The sequence below is a fragment of the Curtobacterium sp. DN_7.5 genome (genome assembly GCF_022655355.1).
Lineage (GTDB): Bacteria > Actinomycetota > Actinomycetes > Actinomycetales > Microbacteriaceae > Curtobacterium > Curtobacterium luteum.
In genome coordinates, this window is record NZ_CP093378.1 from 837,861 (window position 1) to 854,145 (window position 16,285).

Genomic DNA, 16,285 nt, shown 5'->3' on the forward strand with positions numbered 1-16,285 from the left:
CGGGGCGAGACCCGCGGTGAGCGACGTGTCTCGAGCGCTGGCGTGCGAGATCGGTCGCTGACGCCGAGTCTCGGGAGTGTGAGCGGGGTCGGTCAGGCGTCGCCGGGGTCGGCGTCGATGTACTGGTTGCGACCGACGACCCGGATCTGGAGCTCGTCGTCGCGGTCCATCGCGAGGAACTCCCGTGCCACGAAGCCGACGGCGGGCCAGCGGGTCACCTCGGTCACGAGGAGCCCGTCGATGAACACCTGCCACGCGCCGCGCTCGCGGACGGCCTGCACCTGGTACGTCGCCATGCCGCGAGCGTACCGGTCGGACGGGGTACGGGCAGCCGGTGCGCTCGGGTCGTGCGCGCGGGGCGTGTGCGCGCCGTGCGCGCGGGGTGTGCGCCCGGGTCAGTCGACGCGCTTGGCGTAGAAGCGCAGGGTCGGAACCTGGCCGTCCGGACGGCACCAGCCCGCGGGTCCGCGCCCGGTGAGACACCAACCGCGCCGCTCGTAGAGGCGCCAGGCGGCCGGGGTGTCCTCCGTGACGTCGAGGCGGACGTGGCCGCCGGGCAGCGACTGCTCGGCGGCGCCGAGCAGCGCGTCCGCGACGCCCCTGCCGCGGTGGTCGGGATCGACGAACAAGCGGGTGACTTCGGGCATCCGGCCGGGTGACGGCACCGTGATGGCGACGTGTCCGACGACGCGGTCGTCCTCGATCGCGACCCATGCCGCCCGGAGCCCGGTCGGGGAGAGCCATCCCGCCGGGTCGGCCGGCCAGGTGGTCGGCCAGCCGAAGACGTGGGCGCGCCAGAGGACCTCGACCAGAGCGTCCTGGTCGGCGTCGGTCCGCTCGTGGATGCGCATCTCGACCGACGCTATCGACCAGGAGCGAGCATCGGTCAGGTGGACGATCGGTTCGTCCCCCGAGGCGGACACGAGCGTGGGCACCGACCGGCGCGGACCGAGCGCCGATGGCGGCGCTCGGCGGCCGGGCTCAGCCGAGGTCGAGCCGCATGTGCACGTCCGCGCGGGCGTACGGACTCGGTGCGACCTCGTGCGGCTCCAGGTGCCGGAAGCCGAAGGCCTCGTACAGGTGCACCGCGCTGGCGAGCTGTGCGTTGCTCTCGAGGACGACCCGGGTGGCGCCGAGCGCACGCGCCCGCTCGAGTGCGGCCGCGATGAGGCGCCGACCGGTCCCGTGCCCCTGGTGCTCCGGGGAGACGGCCATCTTCACGAGTTCGAACTCGCCGGGAGCGGTCGGGGCCAGACCGACGCAGCCGATGACGACGGTCTCGTCGCGGTCGGTCAACCGGGCGACGAGTACCGCGCCGCCGGGCTCGACCACACGTCCGACCGGGTCGCCGAGGTACCGGCGGTCCTCGTCCTCGAGGGTGAAGAACCGGGTGATCCACGCTTCGTTGAGCGTCCGGAAGGCCTCGGCGTCGGCGGGGGTGGCGAGGTCGGTGATGGAGACGGTGGCGGTGGGCGTGGTGTCGGGCATGCATCCATGATCGATCGGCCGGTCAGGTGTCGTCCAATACTCGTTCTGTGCGATCGATACGCTGCATGCATGGATGTGGACCTCCGACAGCTCCGGGCCTTCCTCGCGGTCGCCGACGAGCTGCACTTCGGCCGTGCCGCGGCGACGCTGCACATGGCGCAGCCGGCGCTCTCCCAGCAGATCCGTCGGACCGAGCGTGACCTCGGCGTCGACCTGTTCGTCCGGACCTCCCGGAGCGTGGCCCTGACCGCCGCGGGCCGGGTGCTGCGGGGTCGGGCTCGATCGCTCCTCGACCAGGCCGCGCGCGACCTCGACGAGACCGTCCGCGTCGGCCGGGGTGAGGCAGGCCGGCTCGACGTCGGGTTCGTGGTGTCCGCCCTGCCCCTCGGACCGATCGAGCGCGTGCAGGCGTTCCGGGAGCGCTACCCGCTCGTCCGCGTCGAGCTGACCGAGGGATACACGTCGCACCTCGTGGCGCGGATCCTGCGTGGAGAGCTCGACCTCGCGGTGGTGCGGGATCCGGACCCGGAACCGGGGGTGCGGCTGCTGCCGTTCCGGAGCGAGCGGTTCGTCGCGGCCGTGCCGACCACGCACCGGTTCGCGACCCGGACGAGTGTCGAGGGTCCCGAACTCGTCGACGACCCGTTCGTGTTCTTCCCGGCGGAGGCGGGGGCGCTGGCGACGGAGCGCAACCTCGCGCCGGTGACCTCCGGCGGACGGCGGCCCCGGGTCGTGCAGGAGGCGACGACCTGGGCGACCGTGCTGCACCTCGTCGGCGCCGGGCTCGGCGTGACGGTGGTGCCGGAGAGCGCGGCCGTCGCGGCACCGGACACCGTGGCGCTCCTCCCGCTGGACGGGAGCGACCACCGGAGCGAGCTGTTCTGGGCGGCCCGGGCCGACGACGACCGGGAGATCCTGCGGAACTTCGTCGCGGCGACCGAGCGGTCGACGGCGCGGCCCACAGCGCGGTCCACGGCGCGGCCGACGGATCGGTCGACGGAAGCGGGGCCGGAGCGGTCGCCGCAGGCGGGGTGGAGCGGCCACCGGGAGGGATGACGGAGCCCGGCACCTCGGCGCGGGAGCGCGGAGTCGACGGCAGCACCGGCGCCCGTCGGTGCGCTCAGGCGAGCGGCAGCACCGGCGCCCGGTGGTGGCCGAGCTCGTCGTCGTGCCAGGGACGGGCCCCGGCGAGCTCCAGCCCGAGCTGCACGAGGACGAAGCGCACGTGCGGTTCGACGTCGGGTTCCCACGAGCCCTCGACCCCGAGCCCGATGGTGCCGAGCTCGTCGTCGGCCTCGTCGTGGACACCGAGTCGCCAGCGCCCGTCGCCCTGCTCGGAGACGACGGCCCAGCGGGCGGCAGCGAAGCGCGACGACATGCCCTGACCGTACCGACGACCACCGACGGTGCGCGGAGCGGGGTTCCGACGATCGGGGTCGCGCGACCTGCCCCGGAACGCGAGAATCGCTCCGTGGAGATCGTCCGACCGCCCGAACGCAGTGCCCTGGCGAGCTTCCTCCGCGCCCGCCGCGCAGCAATGCGCCCGGAGGAGGTCGGTCTGCCCGTCGACCCGCGGCGACGCGTCACCGGGCTCCGGCGTGAGGAGGTGGCTCGGCTCGCGGGGATCAGCGTCGAGTACTACCGGCGGCTGGAACAGGGGAGCGGGCACCGGATGTCGCTCCAGGTGTGTGCGTCGATCGCTCGGGCACTCCGGCTCGACCGTGCCGGTGCGGCGTACCTGCACCGGCTGGCGACGGCGGGGTCGGAGGTCACGTACGAGCTGCACCAGGACGAGGGGCCGCCGCCGGAGCTGGTCGAGCTGATCACCCTCTGGGACCACACCGCCGCGTACATCATCGACCGCAACCAGGACGTCCTGGTCAGCAACGACCTGATGCGCGCGGTCGCCCCGGGGTACGTGGAGGTCGGGAACAACGTCGGCCTCATGCAGTTCGAAGCACCGCCCGGGCTCCGCGCGGCACCGTCCTGGCAGGAGGGAGCGCGCACCACGGTCTCGCGGCTCCGCTACCACGGCAGCCCGGCCGACGCACGGTGGCAGGAGGTCGTGGCGCTGCTCCTCGAGGACGAGGACTTCGCGGACCTGTGGCACCGGCACGAGGCGCACCCGTTGACGTCGGGCCGGGCGCCGAACCACTTCGACGGGTACGGCTGGGTCGACCTCCGGTGGCAGGTGCTCGAGGCGCACCCCGGGCTGTACACGCTCATCTGCTACGGCACCCCCGGCAGCGTGGGGGAGCGTGCGCTCGCCGAGCTCGCGGCCGGCCTGCGGGAGGGACGGGTCAGCGTCCCGGACGGCGCCGTGGCGACACCGACGAGCGGGAGCCGGCTGTCCCGGTACCGGGGAACCGGACCCGGCGGACCGCGATCCGTGTACTCGCAGGGTCACGACAGCCCGGCGGCCGGGTCCTAGCGTGACGCTCGACCCCACCGTCGAGAGGAAGCGCCATGACATCGCCCACCATCGTGCTCGTCCACGGAGCGTTCGCCGACTCCGCCAGCTTCGCCCCGGTCACCCGGCTCCTGCTGGACCGGGGCTTCACCGTCCGGGTCCCCGCCGTGCCGAACCGGAGCCTGTCCGGTGACGCCGCGGTCATCCGTGCGCTCGTCGAACAGATCGACGGCCCCGTGCTCCTCGTCGGCCACAGCTACGGCGGCGCGGTGATCACCGTCGCCGGCGTGGCCGAGAACGTCGCCGGCCTCGTCTACGTCGCGGGCTACGCGCTCGAGGAGGGCGAGAGCCTGGCGCAGTTGCAGGGCGGCTTCCCCGACTCCGACCTCGCGCAGAACCTCGTGTACGCGCCGTACCCGGTCCCCGGCGCCGAGGACGGGACCGACGTGTCGGTCGTGGTGGAATCCTTCCCGGACGTGTTCGCGGCCGGTGTCGACCGGTCGACCGCCGAGGTCCTCGCCGTGTCGCAGCGACCGCTCTCCGCGGTGGCCTTCGGCGAGCCGGCATCGGTGGCGGCCTGGCGGACGAAGCCCGGCTGGGGGATCGTCTCCGCCGCGGACCACACCATCAACCCGGACGTCGAGCGGTTCGGGTACGAGCGCGCCGGCCTCCGCTCGGTGACCGAGCTCGACGCGCCGCACCTCGTGATGCACTCCCACCCCGCCGAGGTCACCGAGGTCATCACCGACGCGATCGCGCAGCTCGGCTGACCCCCTCGACGACCCCGAGACCACCACCGACCGACCGAACAGAGAGCGGAGACGCACATGCCCTTCATCACCACCGACGACGGCGCGGAGATCTACTACAAGGACTGGGGCAGCCACGACGCCCAGCCGATCGTGTTCCACCACGGATGGCCGCTGTCGTCCGACGACTGGGACGCGCAGATGCTGTTCTTCCTCGCCCAGGGTTTCCGCGTGGTGGCCAGCGACCGCCGCGGGCACGGTCGTTCCTCCCAGATCGACACCGGCCACGACATGGACCACTACGCCAGCGACGTCTCCGCGGTCGTCGAGCACCTCGACCTGCACGACGCGGTCCACGTCGGCCACTCCACGGGTGGCGGGCAGGTCGCGCGGTACGTCGCGCGGTACGGCGAGCCCCAGGGGCGAGTGGCGAAGGCAGTGCTGGTCGCCGCGGTGCCGCCGCTCATGCTCAAGACCGACGAGAACCCCGAGGGCACGGACATCTCGGTCTTCGACGGCTTCCGCGAGGCCCTCGCCGCGAACCGGGCGGAGTTCTTCCAGGCCGTGGCGTCCGGCCCCTTCTACGGCTACAACCGCCCCGGCGCCACCCTGTCCGAGCCGGTCGTGGCCAACTGGTGGCGGCAGGGCATGACGGGCAGCGCGCTCGCACACCTCGAGGGCATCACGGCGTTCTCGGAGACCGACCAGACCGAGGACCTCCGCGCGATCACCGTGCCCGTCCTCGTCCTGCAGGGCGACGACGACCAGGTCGTGCCGTACCGGGCGGCTTCGATCAAGCAGGCCGAGCTGCTGCAGGACGCGACGCTGAAGATCTACGAGGGGTACCCGCACGGCCTGCTCACCACGCACGCCGACGTCCTCAACCAGGACATCCTGGAGTTCATCCAGCAATGAGTCCGCCGCGTGGTCGGCGCAGCCCAGCGCTGTGCCGGCTACGCGGTCTTCGACACGTCCTCGGTGAAGCTGCGGACGCGTCGGAGCAGCGCCTCACCGCGCATCGCGATCGTCGCCGGCGGGTTGAGGTGCGGCGGTGCGGTGCGGATGAGCATCGAGCACCCGAGGTCCTCGCAGATGTAGGAGCCGATCGTGTTGCCGTTCCGGCCCGACTCGCCGGCGCGCGCGGCCGAGAAGAGGCGCACCTGCGTCGCGGGCTGCGGCGAGTGGCAGAAGGAGCACATCGCGGCGATGCCGGGCCGGAGCGACCCACCGGCCGAGCGGACGACGATGCCGACGGGCCGGTCGTCGATCCACGAGACGATGTAGCCCCGTCGTGCGGCCTGCGGGTCGCGCCAGCCGAGGAACTCGCGCTCGTCCCACAGCATCTCGTGCAGCCCCGGGATCGGGAGCTGCTCGAGTTCATCGGGGGTGGCGTTGACGAACGACGAGCGGATGTCTGCTTCGGTCAGTGGCTTCACGGTCCGCCCACCCTAACCCTCCAGCCTGGAGGCCCGGATCACCCCGAGCGCGCTCGTCCCGTCCGCCACGAGCACGGCTCGACGGACCGCGTCGCGGCCGAGCCGCCTGGCGGCGGCGTCGTCCGCCGCGAACTCGACGAGCACGCGCGTCGAGCGCGCCATGGCACGCGCGCCGGGCACCCACGGGACCGCGCGTTCGATGGACTCGGCGATGCCGACCGCGACCGCGTGGTGCTGGGACAGGTGGGCGCGCTCGTGGGCGACCACGGCCTCCAGTTCGTCCGTCCGGAGCTGGTCCGCGAGCCCGGTGCTCACGAGCACGCCGCCGGAGCGACCGGGGACCGCGCACGCCAGTGCGTGGTCGGCCTCGACCACCGCGACCGGGACGCCCGCGATCTCGCGGTGGGGCGCCGCCCCGGACCGCATCGCCTCGCGCACGGCGTCGTGCTCCGGCCCGGGACGGACCCGGACCGCGACGACGAAGGCGAGGACGGCGACGACCGCGACGCCGACGTTCAGCCCGTGCGACGCGGAGGTCCCGATGCCGAAGGGATCGGTCAGCGGGCGGTTCGCCAGGACGACGAGCGCGATGCCCGCGACGAACCCGGCGACCCCGAGCAGGACGGCGACCGACCACGACACGAGTGCCGTGCGGGGACGGTCGATGGTCCACGCGGAGCGGGTCAGCACGCGCGGGGCGAGGACGACGACCGCGAGGGCGAGCACGATCAGGACCACTCCGGCGACGACCACGGGCGCTCCCGGTCAGCCCCGGGAGCGAGCGTCGAGGGCGCGGCGGAGGACGTCGAGGTCGTCCGACGCGAGGGAGCCGGTGAACTGCAGGAGCGCGGCTTCGCGGTCGGCCGCGGCGGCGAGCGCGTTCGACATCAGCGACGCGGTCTGCTCCTCGCGGCTGTTCGTCGCGCGGAACGTCAGCGGTGCGTCGTCGTGCTGCTCGCGTTCGACCTGGCCCTTGCGACCGAGCCGGTCGAGGACCGTGAGGACCGTGGTGAGCGCCGGCCGCGGCTCGGGGAACGCGTCGAGCACCTGCCGGGCGCTGAGCCCGTCGGACGCGGACCAGAGCGCGTCGAGCACCGCCTGCTCGAGCTGCCCGCGGGGGCGCGATCGCTGTCCTGCCACCCGAGGATCTTACGACGGCGCTTCTCCGAGATGTCGAACGGGCGGCGACACCCGCCCGAAACACGGCGGCGGTATGCTCGTCCGCGACAACTGAAGCACGGCCGATCACCCGTCGCGGGAGACGTCGGACCCCGGGACACCGGCGTCCGGCACCGAAGGAGCAACGTCCCCGCCAATCTCTCAGGTCCAACACCGCGACGGACAGGCCACTCTGAAAAGCAGGCGCTCCCGGCCACCGGTCGGACCAGCGGCTCGCCCACGGTGAAAGCCGCCGGACCTCACGGGCCGCGGTGAAACTCTCAGGCCCATGACAGAGGGGGAGTTCCCACCCGACGACGGTCGTCGGGTGTCGTCGAGGACGAGAGAACTCCGCCATGCGTTCATCACCGCTCGAGGCCGCGCACGAGGCCGCCGGCGCCACCTTCACCGACTTCGCCGGGTACCGCATGCCCGTCCGGTACTCGTCCGACCTCGCCGAGCACCACGCGGTCCGCAGCGCGGCCGGCGTCTTCGACCTGTCGCACATGGCCGAGGTCGGCGTGACCGGGCCCGACGCGGTCGCGTTCCTCGACCACGCGCTCGCCGGGTCCTTCGGGGCGATGACCGTCGGCCGGGCCAAGTACTCCCTGCTCCTCGGCGAGGACGGCGGCATCCTCGACGACCTCGTCGTCTACCGGACCGAGGAGCACGTCTTCCTGGTGGTGGCGAACGCGTCCAACCGACAGGTGGCGGTCGACGCCCTGACCGCCCGCGCCGCGGGCTTCGACGTCGTGGTCTCGGACGACTCGGACACGACCGCGCTGGTCGCGATCCAGGGGCCGGCCGCTGCCGGCACGCTCGACGCGCTCGTCGTCGCGGACCGGCTGCAGCCCGAGACCCCCCTCGACGAGCTCCGCTACTACCGCGTCCTCCACGCGCTCTTCGACGGTGCCGAGGTGCTCGTCGCCCGCACCGGCTACACGGGCGAGGACGGCTTCGAGATCTACAGCGACCCGTCCGTCGCCGGGACGATCTGGGACGCACTCCTCGAGACCGGCGCCGACCGTGGCGTCGTCCCCGCCGGCCTGGCCGCCCGGGACACGCTCCGACTCGAGGCCGGCATGCCCCTGTACGGGCACGAGCTCGGCACCGACGTCCGTCCCGCGCAGGCCGGGCTCGGTCGGGTCGTCGCGACGTCCGGGTCGTTCGTGGGGGACGCCGGGGTGGAGCCCGCACCGGGCGCCCGCGTGCTGATCGGACTCGTCACCGAGGGCCGTCGGGCTCCCCGCGCCGGCTACGACGTCGTGCTCGACGGCGAGGTCGTCGGCACCGTCACCTCGGGTGCGCTCTCCCCGACCCTGGGGCACCCGGTCGCGATGGCGTTCGTCGACCCGGCTGCGCTCGATGCGGTGTCGTCGGGCGAGCGAGTCCTGCACATCGACGTCCGCGGCACGGCCATCCCCAGCACCGTGACCCCGTTCCCCTTCTACCGTCGCCCCGCACTGCGTCAATCAGAATCGAGCTAGGACCGTGACCGACCAGACCGCACTCCAGTACACCGCCGACCACGAGTGGCTGCTCGTCGAGGGCGACACCGTGACCGTCGGCATCACCGACCACGCCGCCGAACAGCTCGGTGACGTCGTCTTCGTCGAACTCCCGGCCGTCGGCACCGCGACCACCGCGGGCGAGCAGATCGGCGAGATCGAGTCGACCAAGAGCGTCGGCGAGCTCTTCGCCCCGATCGAGGGCGAGGTCGTCGAGGTCAACGACGCCGTCGTCGACGCCCCCGACACCGTCAACCACGACCCCTTCGGCGCCGGTTGGCTCGTCAAGATCAAGGTGGACGGCACCTCGTTCCCCGAGGACCTCATGGACCACGACGCGTACCGGGCGTCCCTCGCATGAGCGACGCGCAGCAGGACCTCCGGACGTCGCAGAACCTGCAGACGTCCTTCGCCGACCGCCACATCGGCACGACGAGCGCCGACCAGCAGGTCATGCTCGACGTCGTCGGCCAGCCGACGCTCGACGCCCTCGTCCGGACGGCGATCCCGAAGTCGATCCACGCCGCCCCCGTCACCGACTCCGTCATCCCGGCCGCGGTCGGCGAGACCGAGGCGCTCGCCGAGCTCCGCGCGAAGGCCGCGCGCAACACGGTCCGCCGCGCCATGATCGGTCTCGGCTACCACGGCACCCACACCCCCGCGGTGATCCAGCGGAACGTGCTCGAGAACCCGAGCTGGTACACGGCCTACACGCCGTACCAGCCGGAGATCTCGCAGGGCCGCCTCGAGGCGCTCATCAACTTCCAGACGATGGTGTCCGACCTCACCGGCATGGCCACCGCCGGCGCGTCCATGCTCGACGAGGGCACCGCCGTGGTCGAGGGCATGCTGCTCGCCCGCCGCGCCTCGAAGGTGAAGGGCGACGCGTTCCTCGTCGACGCCGACCTCCTGCCGCAGACCCGTGCCCTGCTCGACCACCGTGCGGACGCGGTCGGCATCGCCCTGCGCGAGTTCGACGCCGCCGAGGGCCCGACCGACGACCAGCTCGACGGCGCCTTCGGGGTCATCGTCCAGTACCCGGGCGCCTCCGGCCGTGTCGTCGACCCCTCGTCGACGATCGAGCGCGTCCACGCAGGCGGTGGCATCGCGGTCGTGGCGGCCGACCTGCTCGCGATGACGCTCCTCGCTGCGCCCGGCGACCTCGGCGCGGACGTCGCCGTCGGCACGAGCCAGCGCTTCGGCGTCCCGCTCGGCTTCGGCGGCCCGCACGCCGGCTACCTCGCCGTCCGCGCCGGACTCGAACGGCAGCTGCCCGGTCGTCTCGTCGGGGTGTCCTTCGACGCCGACGGCCAGATGGCCTACCGGCTCAGCCTCCAGACCCGCGAGCAGCACATCCGCCGCGAGAAGGCCACGAGCAACATCTGCACCGCGCAGGTGCTCCTCGCCGTGATGGCGTCGATGTACGCCGTCTACCACGGGCCCGAGGGGCTCCGCTTCATCGCCGACCGGGTCGCCCGCACCACCTCCGCACTCGCCGACGCCGCACGCGGTGCCGGCCTCGAGGTCGTGCACGAGTCGTACTTCGACACCCTGACCCTCCGGGCGCCAGGCCGTGCCGAGGCGCTCGTCGACGCAGCGCGCGAGCGCGGGTACCTCCTGCACCTCGTCGACGCCGACGCCCTCCAGGTGTCGGTCGACGAGACGACCACGCCGGACGACGTGACGGCGCTCGCCGTCGTGTTCGGGGCGGTGGACCAGGCCGTCCCCGCGACCGAGACCGCCGTGCGGGACGCAGCCACGGGCCTCCCGGCCGGCCTGCTGCGCAGCAGCGAGTACCTCACCCACCCGGTCTTCAGCGCGCACCGCAGCGAGACCCGGATGATGCGGTACCTCAAGCACCTCTCCGACAAGGACTACGCGCTCGACCGCGGCATGATCCCGCTCGGCAGCTGCACGATGAAGCTCAACGCGGCGACCGAGATGGCGGCGGTGACCTGGCCGGAGTTCGCGAACGTGCACCCCTTCGCCCCCGCCGAGGACGTCGCCGGGTACCTCGACATGATCGGTGACCTCGAGTCGTGGCTCGCGGAGGTCACCGGGTACGACACCGTCTCCCTGCAGCCGAACGCCGGCAGCCAGGGCGAGCTCGCGGGCCTCCTCGCGATCCGCGGCTACCACCTCGCGAACGGCGACACCGACCGCACGGTCTGCCTCATCCCGTCGAGCGCGCACGGCACGAACGCCGCGTCCGCGGTCCTCGCGGGCATGCGGGTCGTCGTCGTGGCGTGCGACGAGGACGGCAACGTCGACCTCGACGACCTCCGCGCGAAGACCGCGCAGCACGGGGACCAGCTCGCGGCGCTGATGATCACGTACCCGTCGACCCACGGTGTCTACGAGCACGACATCACCGACATCACCGCCGCGGTGCACGACGCCGGCGGCCAGGTCTACGTCGACGGCGCGAACCTCAACGCGCTGCTCGGGCACGCCCGGTTCGGCGACTTCGGCGGCGACGTCTCGCACCTCAACCTGCACAAGACGTTCTGCATCCCGCACGGCGGCGGCGGCCCGGGCGTGGGGCCGGTCGCGGCGAAGGCGCACCTCGCGCCGTACCTGCCCGGTCACCCGATGGCGCAGCAGGCCGACCGACGGACGGGCGCCACCGCCGCGGACGCCGACGACCGGCTCGCGCACGCCGGCGGTCCCGTCTCGGCCGCACCGTACGGCAGCCCGAGCATCCTGCCGATCACGTGGACGTACGTCCGCATGATGGGGCTCGAGGGGCTCACCCGAGCGACCGAGACCGCCGTGCTCGGCGCGAACTACATCGCCGCACGCCTCCGTGACGCCTACCCGGTCCTCTACACGGGCCAGGACGGCCTCGTCGCGCACGAGTGCATCCTCGACCTGCGGCCGCTGCGGGACACCACGGGCATCACGGTCGACGACGTCGCCAAGCGCCTGGTCGACTACGGCTTCCACGCCCCGACGATGTCGTTCCCGGTCGCGGGGACGCTCATGGTCGAGCCGACCGAGAGCGAGGACCTCGCCGAGCTCGACCGGTTCGTCGACGCGATGCTCGCGATCCGTGCCGAGGCCGCCGCCGTCGAGCGCGGCGAGTGGCCGGCGGAGGACAACCCGCTCGTGCACGCGCCGCACACCGCCGCGTCGGTGATCTCGGGGGAGTGGGCGCACGCCTACACCCGCGAGCAGGCCGTCTACCCGCTGCCCGGCATCAGCGCGCGGAAGTACTGGCCGCCGGTGCGCCGCATCGACCAGGCCTACGGCGACCGCAACCTCGTGTGCGCCTGCCCGCCGGTGGAGGCGTTCGCGTAGCGAGCTACGTCGTCCGCGACACGCCAGTGAACACACGGGAGGCCCGTGGCGGATCCGCCACGGGCCTCCCGTCCGTCGTCAGGAGCGTCAGGCGACCGGCGCGACGGGCAGGTGCTGCGCCCACCAGGCCAGCACGTGCTCGAAGCGCTGCACCCGGTGCCGCGGACGCCCCGAGCGTGAGAGCTCGTGGCCCTCACCCGGGAAGACCAGCAGCGACGCGTCGACCCCCGCGCGCTTCAGCGCGACGAACTGCCGGTGGCCCTGCTCGATCGGGCAGCGCCAGTCCTCCTCGGAGTGCGCGACCATGAACGGGATCGTCACCTGCGCGGCGTACGTCAGGGGGCTGCGGCGACGCTGCTCCTCCGGGTCGGCGCCGACGTAGGCGTCCGCGAAGAACCAGCCGATGTCCGAGCTGCCCGCGAACGAGTCCCAGGCGTTGACCGCGCGCTCGCTCCACGCCGCGACGAACCGCTCGCCGTGGTGCGCCGCGACCCAGCTCGTCATGAAGCCGCCGTACGAGCCGCCCATGATGCCGACGCGGGAGCCGTCGAGGTCCGGCCGCTCGAGCGCCGCGTCGAGCAGGGCGAGCACGTCGTCGACGTCGACGGTCCCCATCGCGCCGATCACCGCGCGCCCGTGGTCGAGCCCGTACCCGCCGGAGCCGCGTGGGTTCCCGATGACGACGGCGTAGCCGGCGCTCGCGTACACCTGCGCCTCGTCGAAGAACGCCCACGTGTCCTGGCCGAACGGGCCGCCGTGCACGACACGGAGCACCGGGTGGGGGCCGTCGCCCTCGGGCAGCACCACCCAGCCGTGCACGGGCGTGCCGTCGGGGGAGGTGCCGGTGACCTCCTCGATGCGGCGGACGCCCGGGGCGGCCGCGTCGTCGCGGACGGGAGCGGCGTAGTCCGTCAGGACGCTCGGCTCGGTGCTCGCACCGGTGGCGAGGTCGACGACGAGGACCTCGCCGGGGGAGTCCGTCGTGGCGGCAGTGGCGACGAGCACGTCGTCCGCGACGTCGAACCCGGACACGACCAGGCGTCCGCCGAGGACCACCGCGAGGTCCTCGAGCCCGATCGGCGCCGTGGTGTCCCCCGGGACCCGGCGGACGCCGACGGTCCCGCGGTCGAGCACGGTGACGAGGACGTCGTCGCCGTGCAGCACCGGCGTGCCGGTGACGTCCACCGTCTCCCGGGCGGTGAGCCGCACCGGGTCGGACCCGTGGTCGGCGCGCCACAACCCCTGCGGCTCCGCGACGAGCGTCCCGTCCGCGTGCGACGCCCCCGTGTAGAAGACGGTGCCACGGGGCGTGACGACGGTCTGGTCGACCGACCCCTCCGTGCGGATCGCGAGTGCGAGCGAACCGTCGGTCGCGTCGACGCGGTACAGGTCGTCGTCGTGCGTCTCCCGGTCTCCGAGGTCCCGCGGGGCGACGACGAGGAGCGCGCTGCCGTCCGGGTACCAGCGCGGCGCGGCGAGCGAGCACGGCGCGCTCGTCAGGGCGTGCTGCACCGGGGCGGCATCGCGGTCGGTGACGTCGACGACCACGACCTGCTGGAGCTTGTCGAGCAGGTACCCGGCGCCGTCGACGTGGAAGTCGAGCCGGGTCACGAGTCGCGGCGCCTCGGCGGACGGGGCCGGTCGGCGGTCGTCGTCGCCCGGGACGGCCGAGCCGTAGCGGCCGGGCTCCGGGAAGCGGGCGGTCACGGCGATGCGCGTCGAGTCGGGCGACCAGACGGGGGCGCCGGCGCCGAGCGGCAGCGCCGTGACGACCCGGGCCTCGCCGCCGTCGACCGGTGCGACGGCGACCTGGGGCCGCTCGGCGCCGTGCTCGTCCGCCACGACGCGGAGGAACGCGAGGGTCCGGCCGTCGGGGGAGAGGACGGGCGCCGAGTCCCGGTCACCGGCGGTCCAGCGGATGGGCCCCGACCCGGTCACCTGCTCGACGGTGGTGCGGTAGCGGTCGCCGTCGAGATCCGGGCGGGACACCGAGACGAAGGCCGAGCCACCGTTCCGCGGGTCACCGGAGACGGTCGGGGAGGAGGGGACGTGGAGGTGGTGGATGTCGTTGGCGAGCACCCTGCCACGCTACGACCCGGACGCCGGACCATGCGGGCAACTGGCCGCCGAGCGTTCCCCGAGCGTTCATCGCTTCCGTGGCTGTTCGCAAGACTGTTCGGTAACGCGTGCGACGTCAAGCCTCCCTGTTGCGCATCGGGCCCGCCGGGCGCAAGTATCCGCAGTCTCACGCAACGATCCACTGCACACGTTTCCGGTGTGTAACAAGTTCTCCCGAGATTTTGAGGGGTCTCCGACGGCCACCTAGGGTTCTTGCGAACGCGGCGTGGAGCCTGCCTCCCTCGTGTTCGGTCACATTCCATCAGGAGGATCACAGAGTGAACATCACCAAGAAGCGAGGGCGCCAGCTGCTCGGCGCCGTCGCCCTGGCCGGGGCGGCTGCGATCGCCCTCGCCGGTTGCACCACTTCTCCCAGTGCCAATGAGTCGGGTTCGGCGTCGAACAAGACCATCACCGTCGCGCAGGTCAACGAAGTCACGTCGTTCAACTACAACACCCCCCAGGGCAACCTGGACATGAACGGCATGATCAACTACATGACCCAGCCGCAGTTCGTGACGCTGGGCTCGGACTACAAGATCACGCCGAACACCGACCTCGGCACCGTCGAGAAGCTCAGCGACGACCCCCTGACGGTCAAGTACACGCTGAACAAGGACGCGAAGTGGTCCGACGGCAAGTCCATCACCTCTGACGACCTCCTCCTGGGCTGGGCACAGGCGTCCGGCTACTACGACTCGGCCACGCAGGACGAGTCGACCGGCAAGGTCACGAGCGGGACGCAGTACTTCTCGCTCGCGTCGGCGTCCCCGTTCAAGACGGACTACCCGACGGACATCACCAAGGACTCCATCACCATCAAGTACAAGGAGCCCTACGTCGACTGGCAGCTGGTGAACCCCATCCAGTTCCCGGCGCACGTCGTGACGGAAGAGGCCGGCACCACGGTCGACGACCTCCTCACGGCGCTCAAGGACACCCCCGCCGGTGACCCCGCCAAGCCCGCCGCGGCGAACTCGGTCCTCAAGAAGGTCGCCGACTTCGTCAACACCGGCTACGACAAGACCAGCCTGCCGAGCGACAAGAAGCTCCTCGTCTCGGGTGGCCCGCTCATGGTCTCCGCCTGGACCCCGAAGCAGTCGATGACCCTCGTGCCGAACCCGGAGTACACCGGCGAGCACAAGGTCAAGTTCGGCAAGCTCGTCGTCCGCTTCATCGGTGACGCGAACGCCCAGGTGACCGCGCTCCAGAACGGCGAGGTCGACGCGATCCAGCCGCAGGCCTCGGCCGACACGGTGAAGGCGCTCGACGCCGCCTCCGGTGTGAAGACCATCGAGGGCTCGCAGGTCGCCTACGACCACCTCGACCTGAACTTCGGTTCGTCGGTCTTCAAGGACGAGAACGTCCGCAAGGCGTTCCTCCTCACCATCCCGCGTGAGCAGATCCTGAACTCGATCGTCACCCCGATCAACAAGGACGCCAAGGTCCTCGACTCGCAGCTCTACCTGCCGGGCCAGGACGGCTACGACGACACGGTCAAGAACAACGACTCGTCCGACTACAGCAAGGTCGACATCGCCGAGGCGAAGAAGCTCCTGAACGGCGCCACCCCGTCGATCAAGATCCTCTACAACACCGAGAACCCGAACCGCGTGGACACGTTCCAGGCGATCCAGGCCTCGGCCGCCAAGGCCGGCATCAAGGTCGTCGACGGCGGCTCGCCCGACTGGTCCTCGCTCCTCGCGGGTGGCGACTACGACGCCTCGATCTTCGGTTGGGTGAACCCGGGTGCCGGCAACGCCGCGATCCCGCAGCTCTTCCAGACGAACAACTCGGGCAACTACAACAAGTTCAACGACGCCACGGCCTCGAAGCTCGCTGTCGAGACCCAGAGCACGCTGGACGAGTCCAAGCTGAACGACATGAAGATGGAGATCGACAAGATCGCCTTCGACAAGGCGTACGGTCTGCCGCTGTTCCAGAGCCCCGGCCTCTTCGCCACCGGCTCGAACATCAAGGGCATCGAGTACTTCGGTGGCCAGACGGGCATCTTCTGGAACGTCTGGGACTGGACCAAGTGATCCTGACCGGTCGCTGATCAGCACCACGCACGAGGGGGCGCCGGACTCGACGAGTCCGGCGCCCTCCCGTGAGCCG

The 16,285-nt window shown here is 72.1% G+C and carries 16 protein-coding genes and 1 riboswitch; of the genes, 8 read left to right on the forward strand and 8 right to left on the reverse strand.

Annotated features, from left to right (window positions below; all coding sequences use genetic code 11):
- Nucleotides 1–92: 92 nt before the first annotated feature.
- From MON03_RS04020 to MON03_RS04030, 3 genes are all read right to left on the reverse strand, one after another.
- Nucleotides 93–296, reverse strand: coding sequence for a hypothetical protein (locus tag MON03_RS04020; protein ID WP_022904907.1), 204 nt, complete (start codon nt 294–296; stop codon nt 93–95).
- A gap of 99 nt (nt 297–395) precedes the next feature.
- Nucleotides 396–851 (reverse strand): GNAT family N-acetyltransferase, encoded by a 456-nt coding sequence (locus MON03_RS04025; protein WP_242090665.1) that lies wholly within the window; start codon nt 849–851, stop codon nt 396–398.
- 130 nt (nt 852–981) lie between these two features.
- Nucleotides 982–1,488 carry a GNAT family N-acetyltransferase gene (locus MON03_RS04030; protein WP_022904905.1) on the reverse strand — a complete coding sequence of 169 codons (507 nt, stop codon included), beginning with the start codon at nt 1,486–1,488 and terminating at the stop codon, nt 982–984.
- A gap of 69 nt (nt 1,489–1,557) precedes the next feature.
- Here MON03_RS04030 and MON03_RS04035 point away from each other — a divergent pair, with 69 nt between their 5' ends.
- The gene (locus tag MON03_RS04035) at nt 1,558–2,544 is read left to right on the forward strand and encodes a LysR substrate-binding domain-containing protein (RefSeq protein ID WP_242090668.1); all 987 of its coding nucleotides are present in this window, start codon (nt 1,558–1,560) and stop codon (nt 2,542–2,544) included.
- 64 nt (nt 2,545–2,608) lie between these two features.
- Here MON03_RS04035 and MON03_RS04040 read toward each other — a convergent pair whose 3' ends face one another.
- Nucleotides 2,609–2,866, reverse strand: coding sequence for a hypothetical protein (locus tag MON03_RS04040; protein ID WP_022904903.1), 258 nt, complete (start codon nt 2,864–2,866; stop codon nt 2,609–2,611).
- Nucleotides 2,867–2,959: 93 nt separating this feature from the next.
- On the opposite strand from MON03_RS04040, the gene MON03_RS04045 reads away from it, so the two are divergent.
- The 3 genes from MON03_RS04045 to MON03_RS04055 are packed head-to-tail and all read left to right on the forward strand — an operon-like array spanning nt 2,960 to nt 5,562.
- On the forward strand, nt 2,960–3,919 hold the full coding sequence (locus MON03_RS04045; protein ID WP_242090670.1) for a helix-turn-helix transcriptional regulator: 960 nt from the start codon (nt 2,960–2,962) through the stop codon (nt 3,917–3,919).
- A gap of 35 nt (nt 3,920–3,954) precedes the next feature.
- Nucleotides 3,955–4,668 (forward strand): alpha/beta fold hydrolase, encoded by a 714-nt coding sequence (locus MON03_RS04050; protein ID WP_242090672.1) that lies wholly within the window; start codon nt 3,955–3,957, stop codon nt 4,666–4,668.
- Nucleotides 4,669–4,725: 57 nt separating this feature from the next.
- Nucleotides 4,726–5,562 (forward strand): alpha/beta fold hydrolase, encoded by an 837-nt coding sequence (locus tag MON03_RS04055; RefSeq protein ID WP_242090675.1) that lies wholly within the window; start codon nt 4,726–4,728, stop codon nt 5,560–5,562.
- 38 nt (nt 5,563–5,600) lie between these two features.
- On the opposite strand, the gene MON03_RS04060 is transcribed toward MON03_RS04055, so the two are convergent.
- The 3 genes from MON03_RS04060 to MON03_RS04070 are packed head-to-tail and all read right to left on the reverse strand — an operon-like array spanning nt 5,601 to nt 7,223.
- Nucleotides 5,601–6,083, reverse strand: coding sequence for an FBP domain-containing protein (locus MON03_RS04060; RefSeq protein WP_242090677.1), 483 nt, complete (start codon nt 6,081–6,083; stop codon nt 5,601–5,603).
- A 12-nt stretch (nt 6,084–6,095) separates the two neighbouring features.
- Complete coding sequence (locus MON03_RS04065; RefSeq protein WP_242090679.1) at nt 6,096–6,836, reverse strand: M56 family metallopeptidase; 741 nt, start codon at nt 6,834–6,836, stop codon at nt 6,096–6,098.
- A gap of 12 nt (nt 6,837–6,848) precedes the next feature.
- Nucleotides 6,849–7,223, reverse strand: a complete 375-nt coding sequence (locus tag MON03_RS04070; RefSeq protein ID WP_022904768.1) for a BlaI/MecI/CopY family transcriptional regulator — start codon at nt 7,221–7,223, stop codon at nt 6,849–6,851.
- A 105-nt stretch (nt 7,224–7,328) separates the two neighbouring features.
- Nucleotides 7,329–7,428: riboswitch (glycine riboswitch) on the forward strand.
- A 169-nt stretch (nt 7,429–7,597) separates the two neighbouring features.
- Between MON03_RS04070 and gcvT the strand changes: the two genes are divergently transcribed.
- The 3 genes from gcvT to gcvP are packed head-to-tail and all read left to right on the forward strand — an operon-like array spanning nt 7,598 to nt 12,049.
- The gene (gene gcvT / locus MON03_RS04075; protein WP_242090681.1) at nt 7,598–8,728 is read left to right on the forward strand and encodes a glycine cleavage system aminomethyltransferase GcvT; all 1,131 of its coding nucleotides are present in this window, start codon (nt 7,598–7,600) and stop codon (nt 8,726–8,728) included.
- Nucleotides 8,729–8,732: 4 nt separating this feature from the next.
- Nucleotides 8,733–9,110, forward strand: coding sequence for a glycine cleavage system protein GcvH (gene gcvH / locus MON03_RS04080; protein ID WP_175328529.1), 378 nt, complete (start codon nt 8,733–8,735; stop codon nt 9,108–9,110).
- The gene (gene gcvP / locus MON03_RS04085) at nt 9,107–12,049 is read left to right on the forward strand and encodes an aminomethyl-transferring glycine dehydrogenase (RefSeq protein WP_242090683.1); all 2,943 of its coding nucleotides are present in this window, start codon (nt 9,107–9,109) and stop codon (nt 12,047–12,049) included. The genes gcvH and gcvP overlap by 4 nt, the downstream gene beginning before the upstream one ends.
- Before the next feature lie 87 nt (nt 12,050–12,136).
- On the opposite strand, the gene MON03_RS04090 is transcribed toward gcvP, so the two are convergent.
- Nucleotides 12,137–14,128 (reverse strand): S9 family peptidase, encoded by a 1,992-nt coding sequence (locus MON03_RS04090; RefSeq protein WP_242090685.1) that lies wholly within the window; start codon nt 14,126–14,128, stop codon nt 12,137–12,139.
- A 317-nt stretch (nt 14,129–14,445) separates the two neighbouring features.
- On the opposite strand from MON03_RS04090, the gene MON03_RS04095 reads away from it, so the two are divergent.
- Complete coding sequence (locus MON03_RS04095) at nt 14,446–16,209, forward strand: ABC transporter family substrate-binding protein (protein WP_022904762.1); 1,764 nt, start codon at nt 14,446–14,448, stop codon at nt 16,207–16,209.
- Nucleotides 16,210–16,285: the final 76 nt, after the last annotated feature.

Excerpts from the sequence above, each read along its gene's own strand:
- MON03_RS04020 (WP_022904907.1), bottom strand. The coding sequence starts at position 296 with ATGGCGACGTACCAGGTGCAGGCCGTCCGCGAGCGCGGCGCGTGGCAG.
- gcvP (WP_242090683.1), top strand. The coding sequence starts at position 9,107 with ATGAGCGACGCGCAGCAGGACCTCCGGACGTCGCAGAACCTGCAGACG.
- MON03_RS04050 (WP_242090672.1), top strand. The coding sequence starts at position 3,955 with ATGACATCGCCCACCATCGTGCTCGTCCACGGAGCGTTCGCCGACTCC.
- MON03_RS04025 (WP_242090665.1), bottom strand. The coding sequence starts at position 851 with ATGCGCATCCACGAGCGGACCGACGCCGACCAGGACGCTCTGGTCGAG.
- MON03_RS04030 (WP_022904905.1), bottom strand. The coding sequence starts at position 1,488 with ATGCCCGACACCACGCCCACCGCCACCGTCTCCATCACCGACCTCGCC.
- MON03_RS04055 (WP_242090675.1), top strand. The coding sequence starts at position 4,726 with ATGCCCTTCATCACCACCGACGACGGCGCGGAGATCTACTACAAGGAC.
- gcvT (WP_242090681.1), top strand. The coding sequence starts at position 7,598 with ATGCGTTCATCACCGCTCGAGGCCGCGCACGAGGCCGCCGGCGCCACC.
- MON03_RS04035 (WP_242090668.1), top strand. The coding sequence starts at position 1,558 with ATGGATGTGGACCTCCGACAGCTCCGGGCCTTCCTCGCGGTCGCCGAC.
- MON03_RS04040 (WP_022904903.1), bottom strand. The coding sequence starts at position 2,866 with ATGTCGTCGCGCTTCGCTGCCGCCCGCTGGGCCGTCGTCTCCGAGCAG.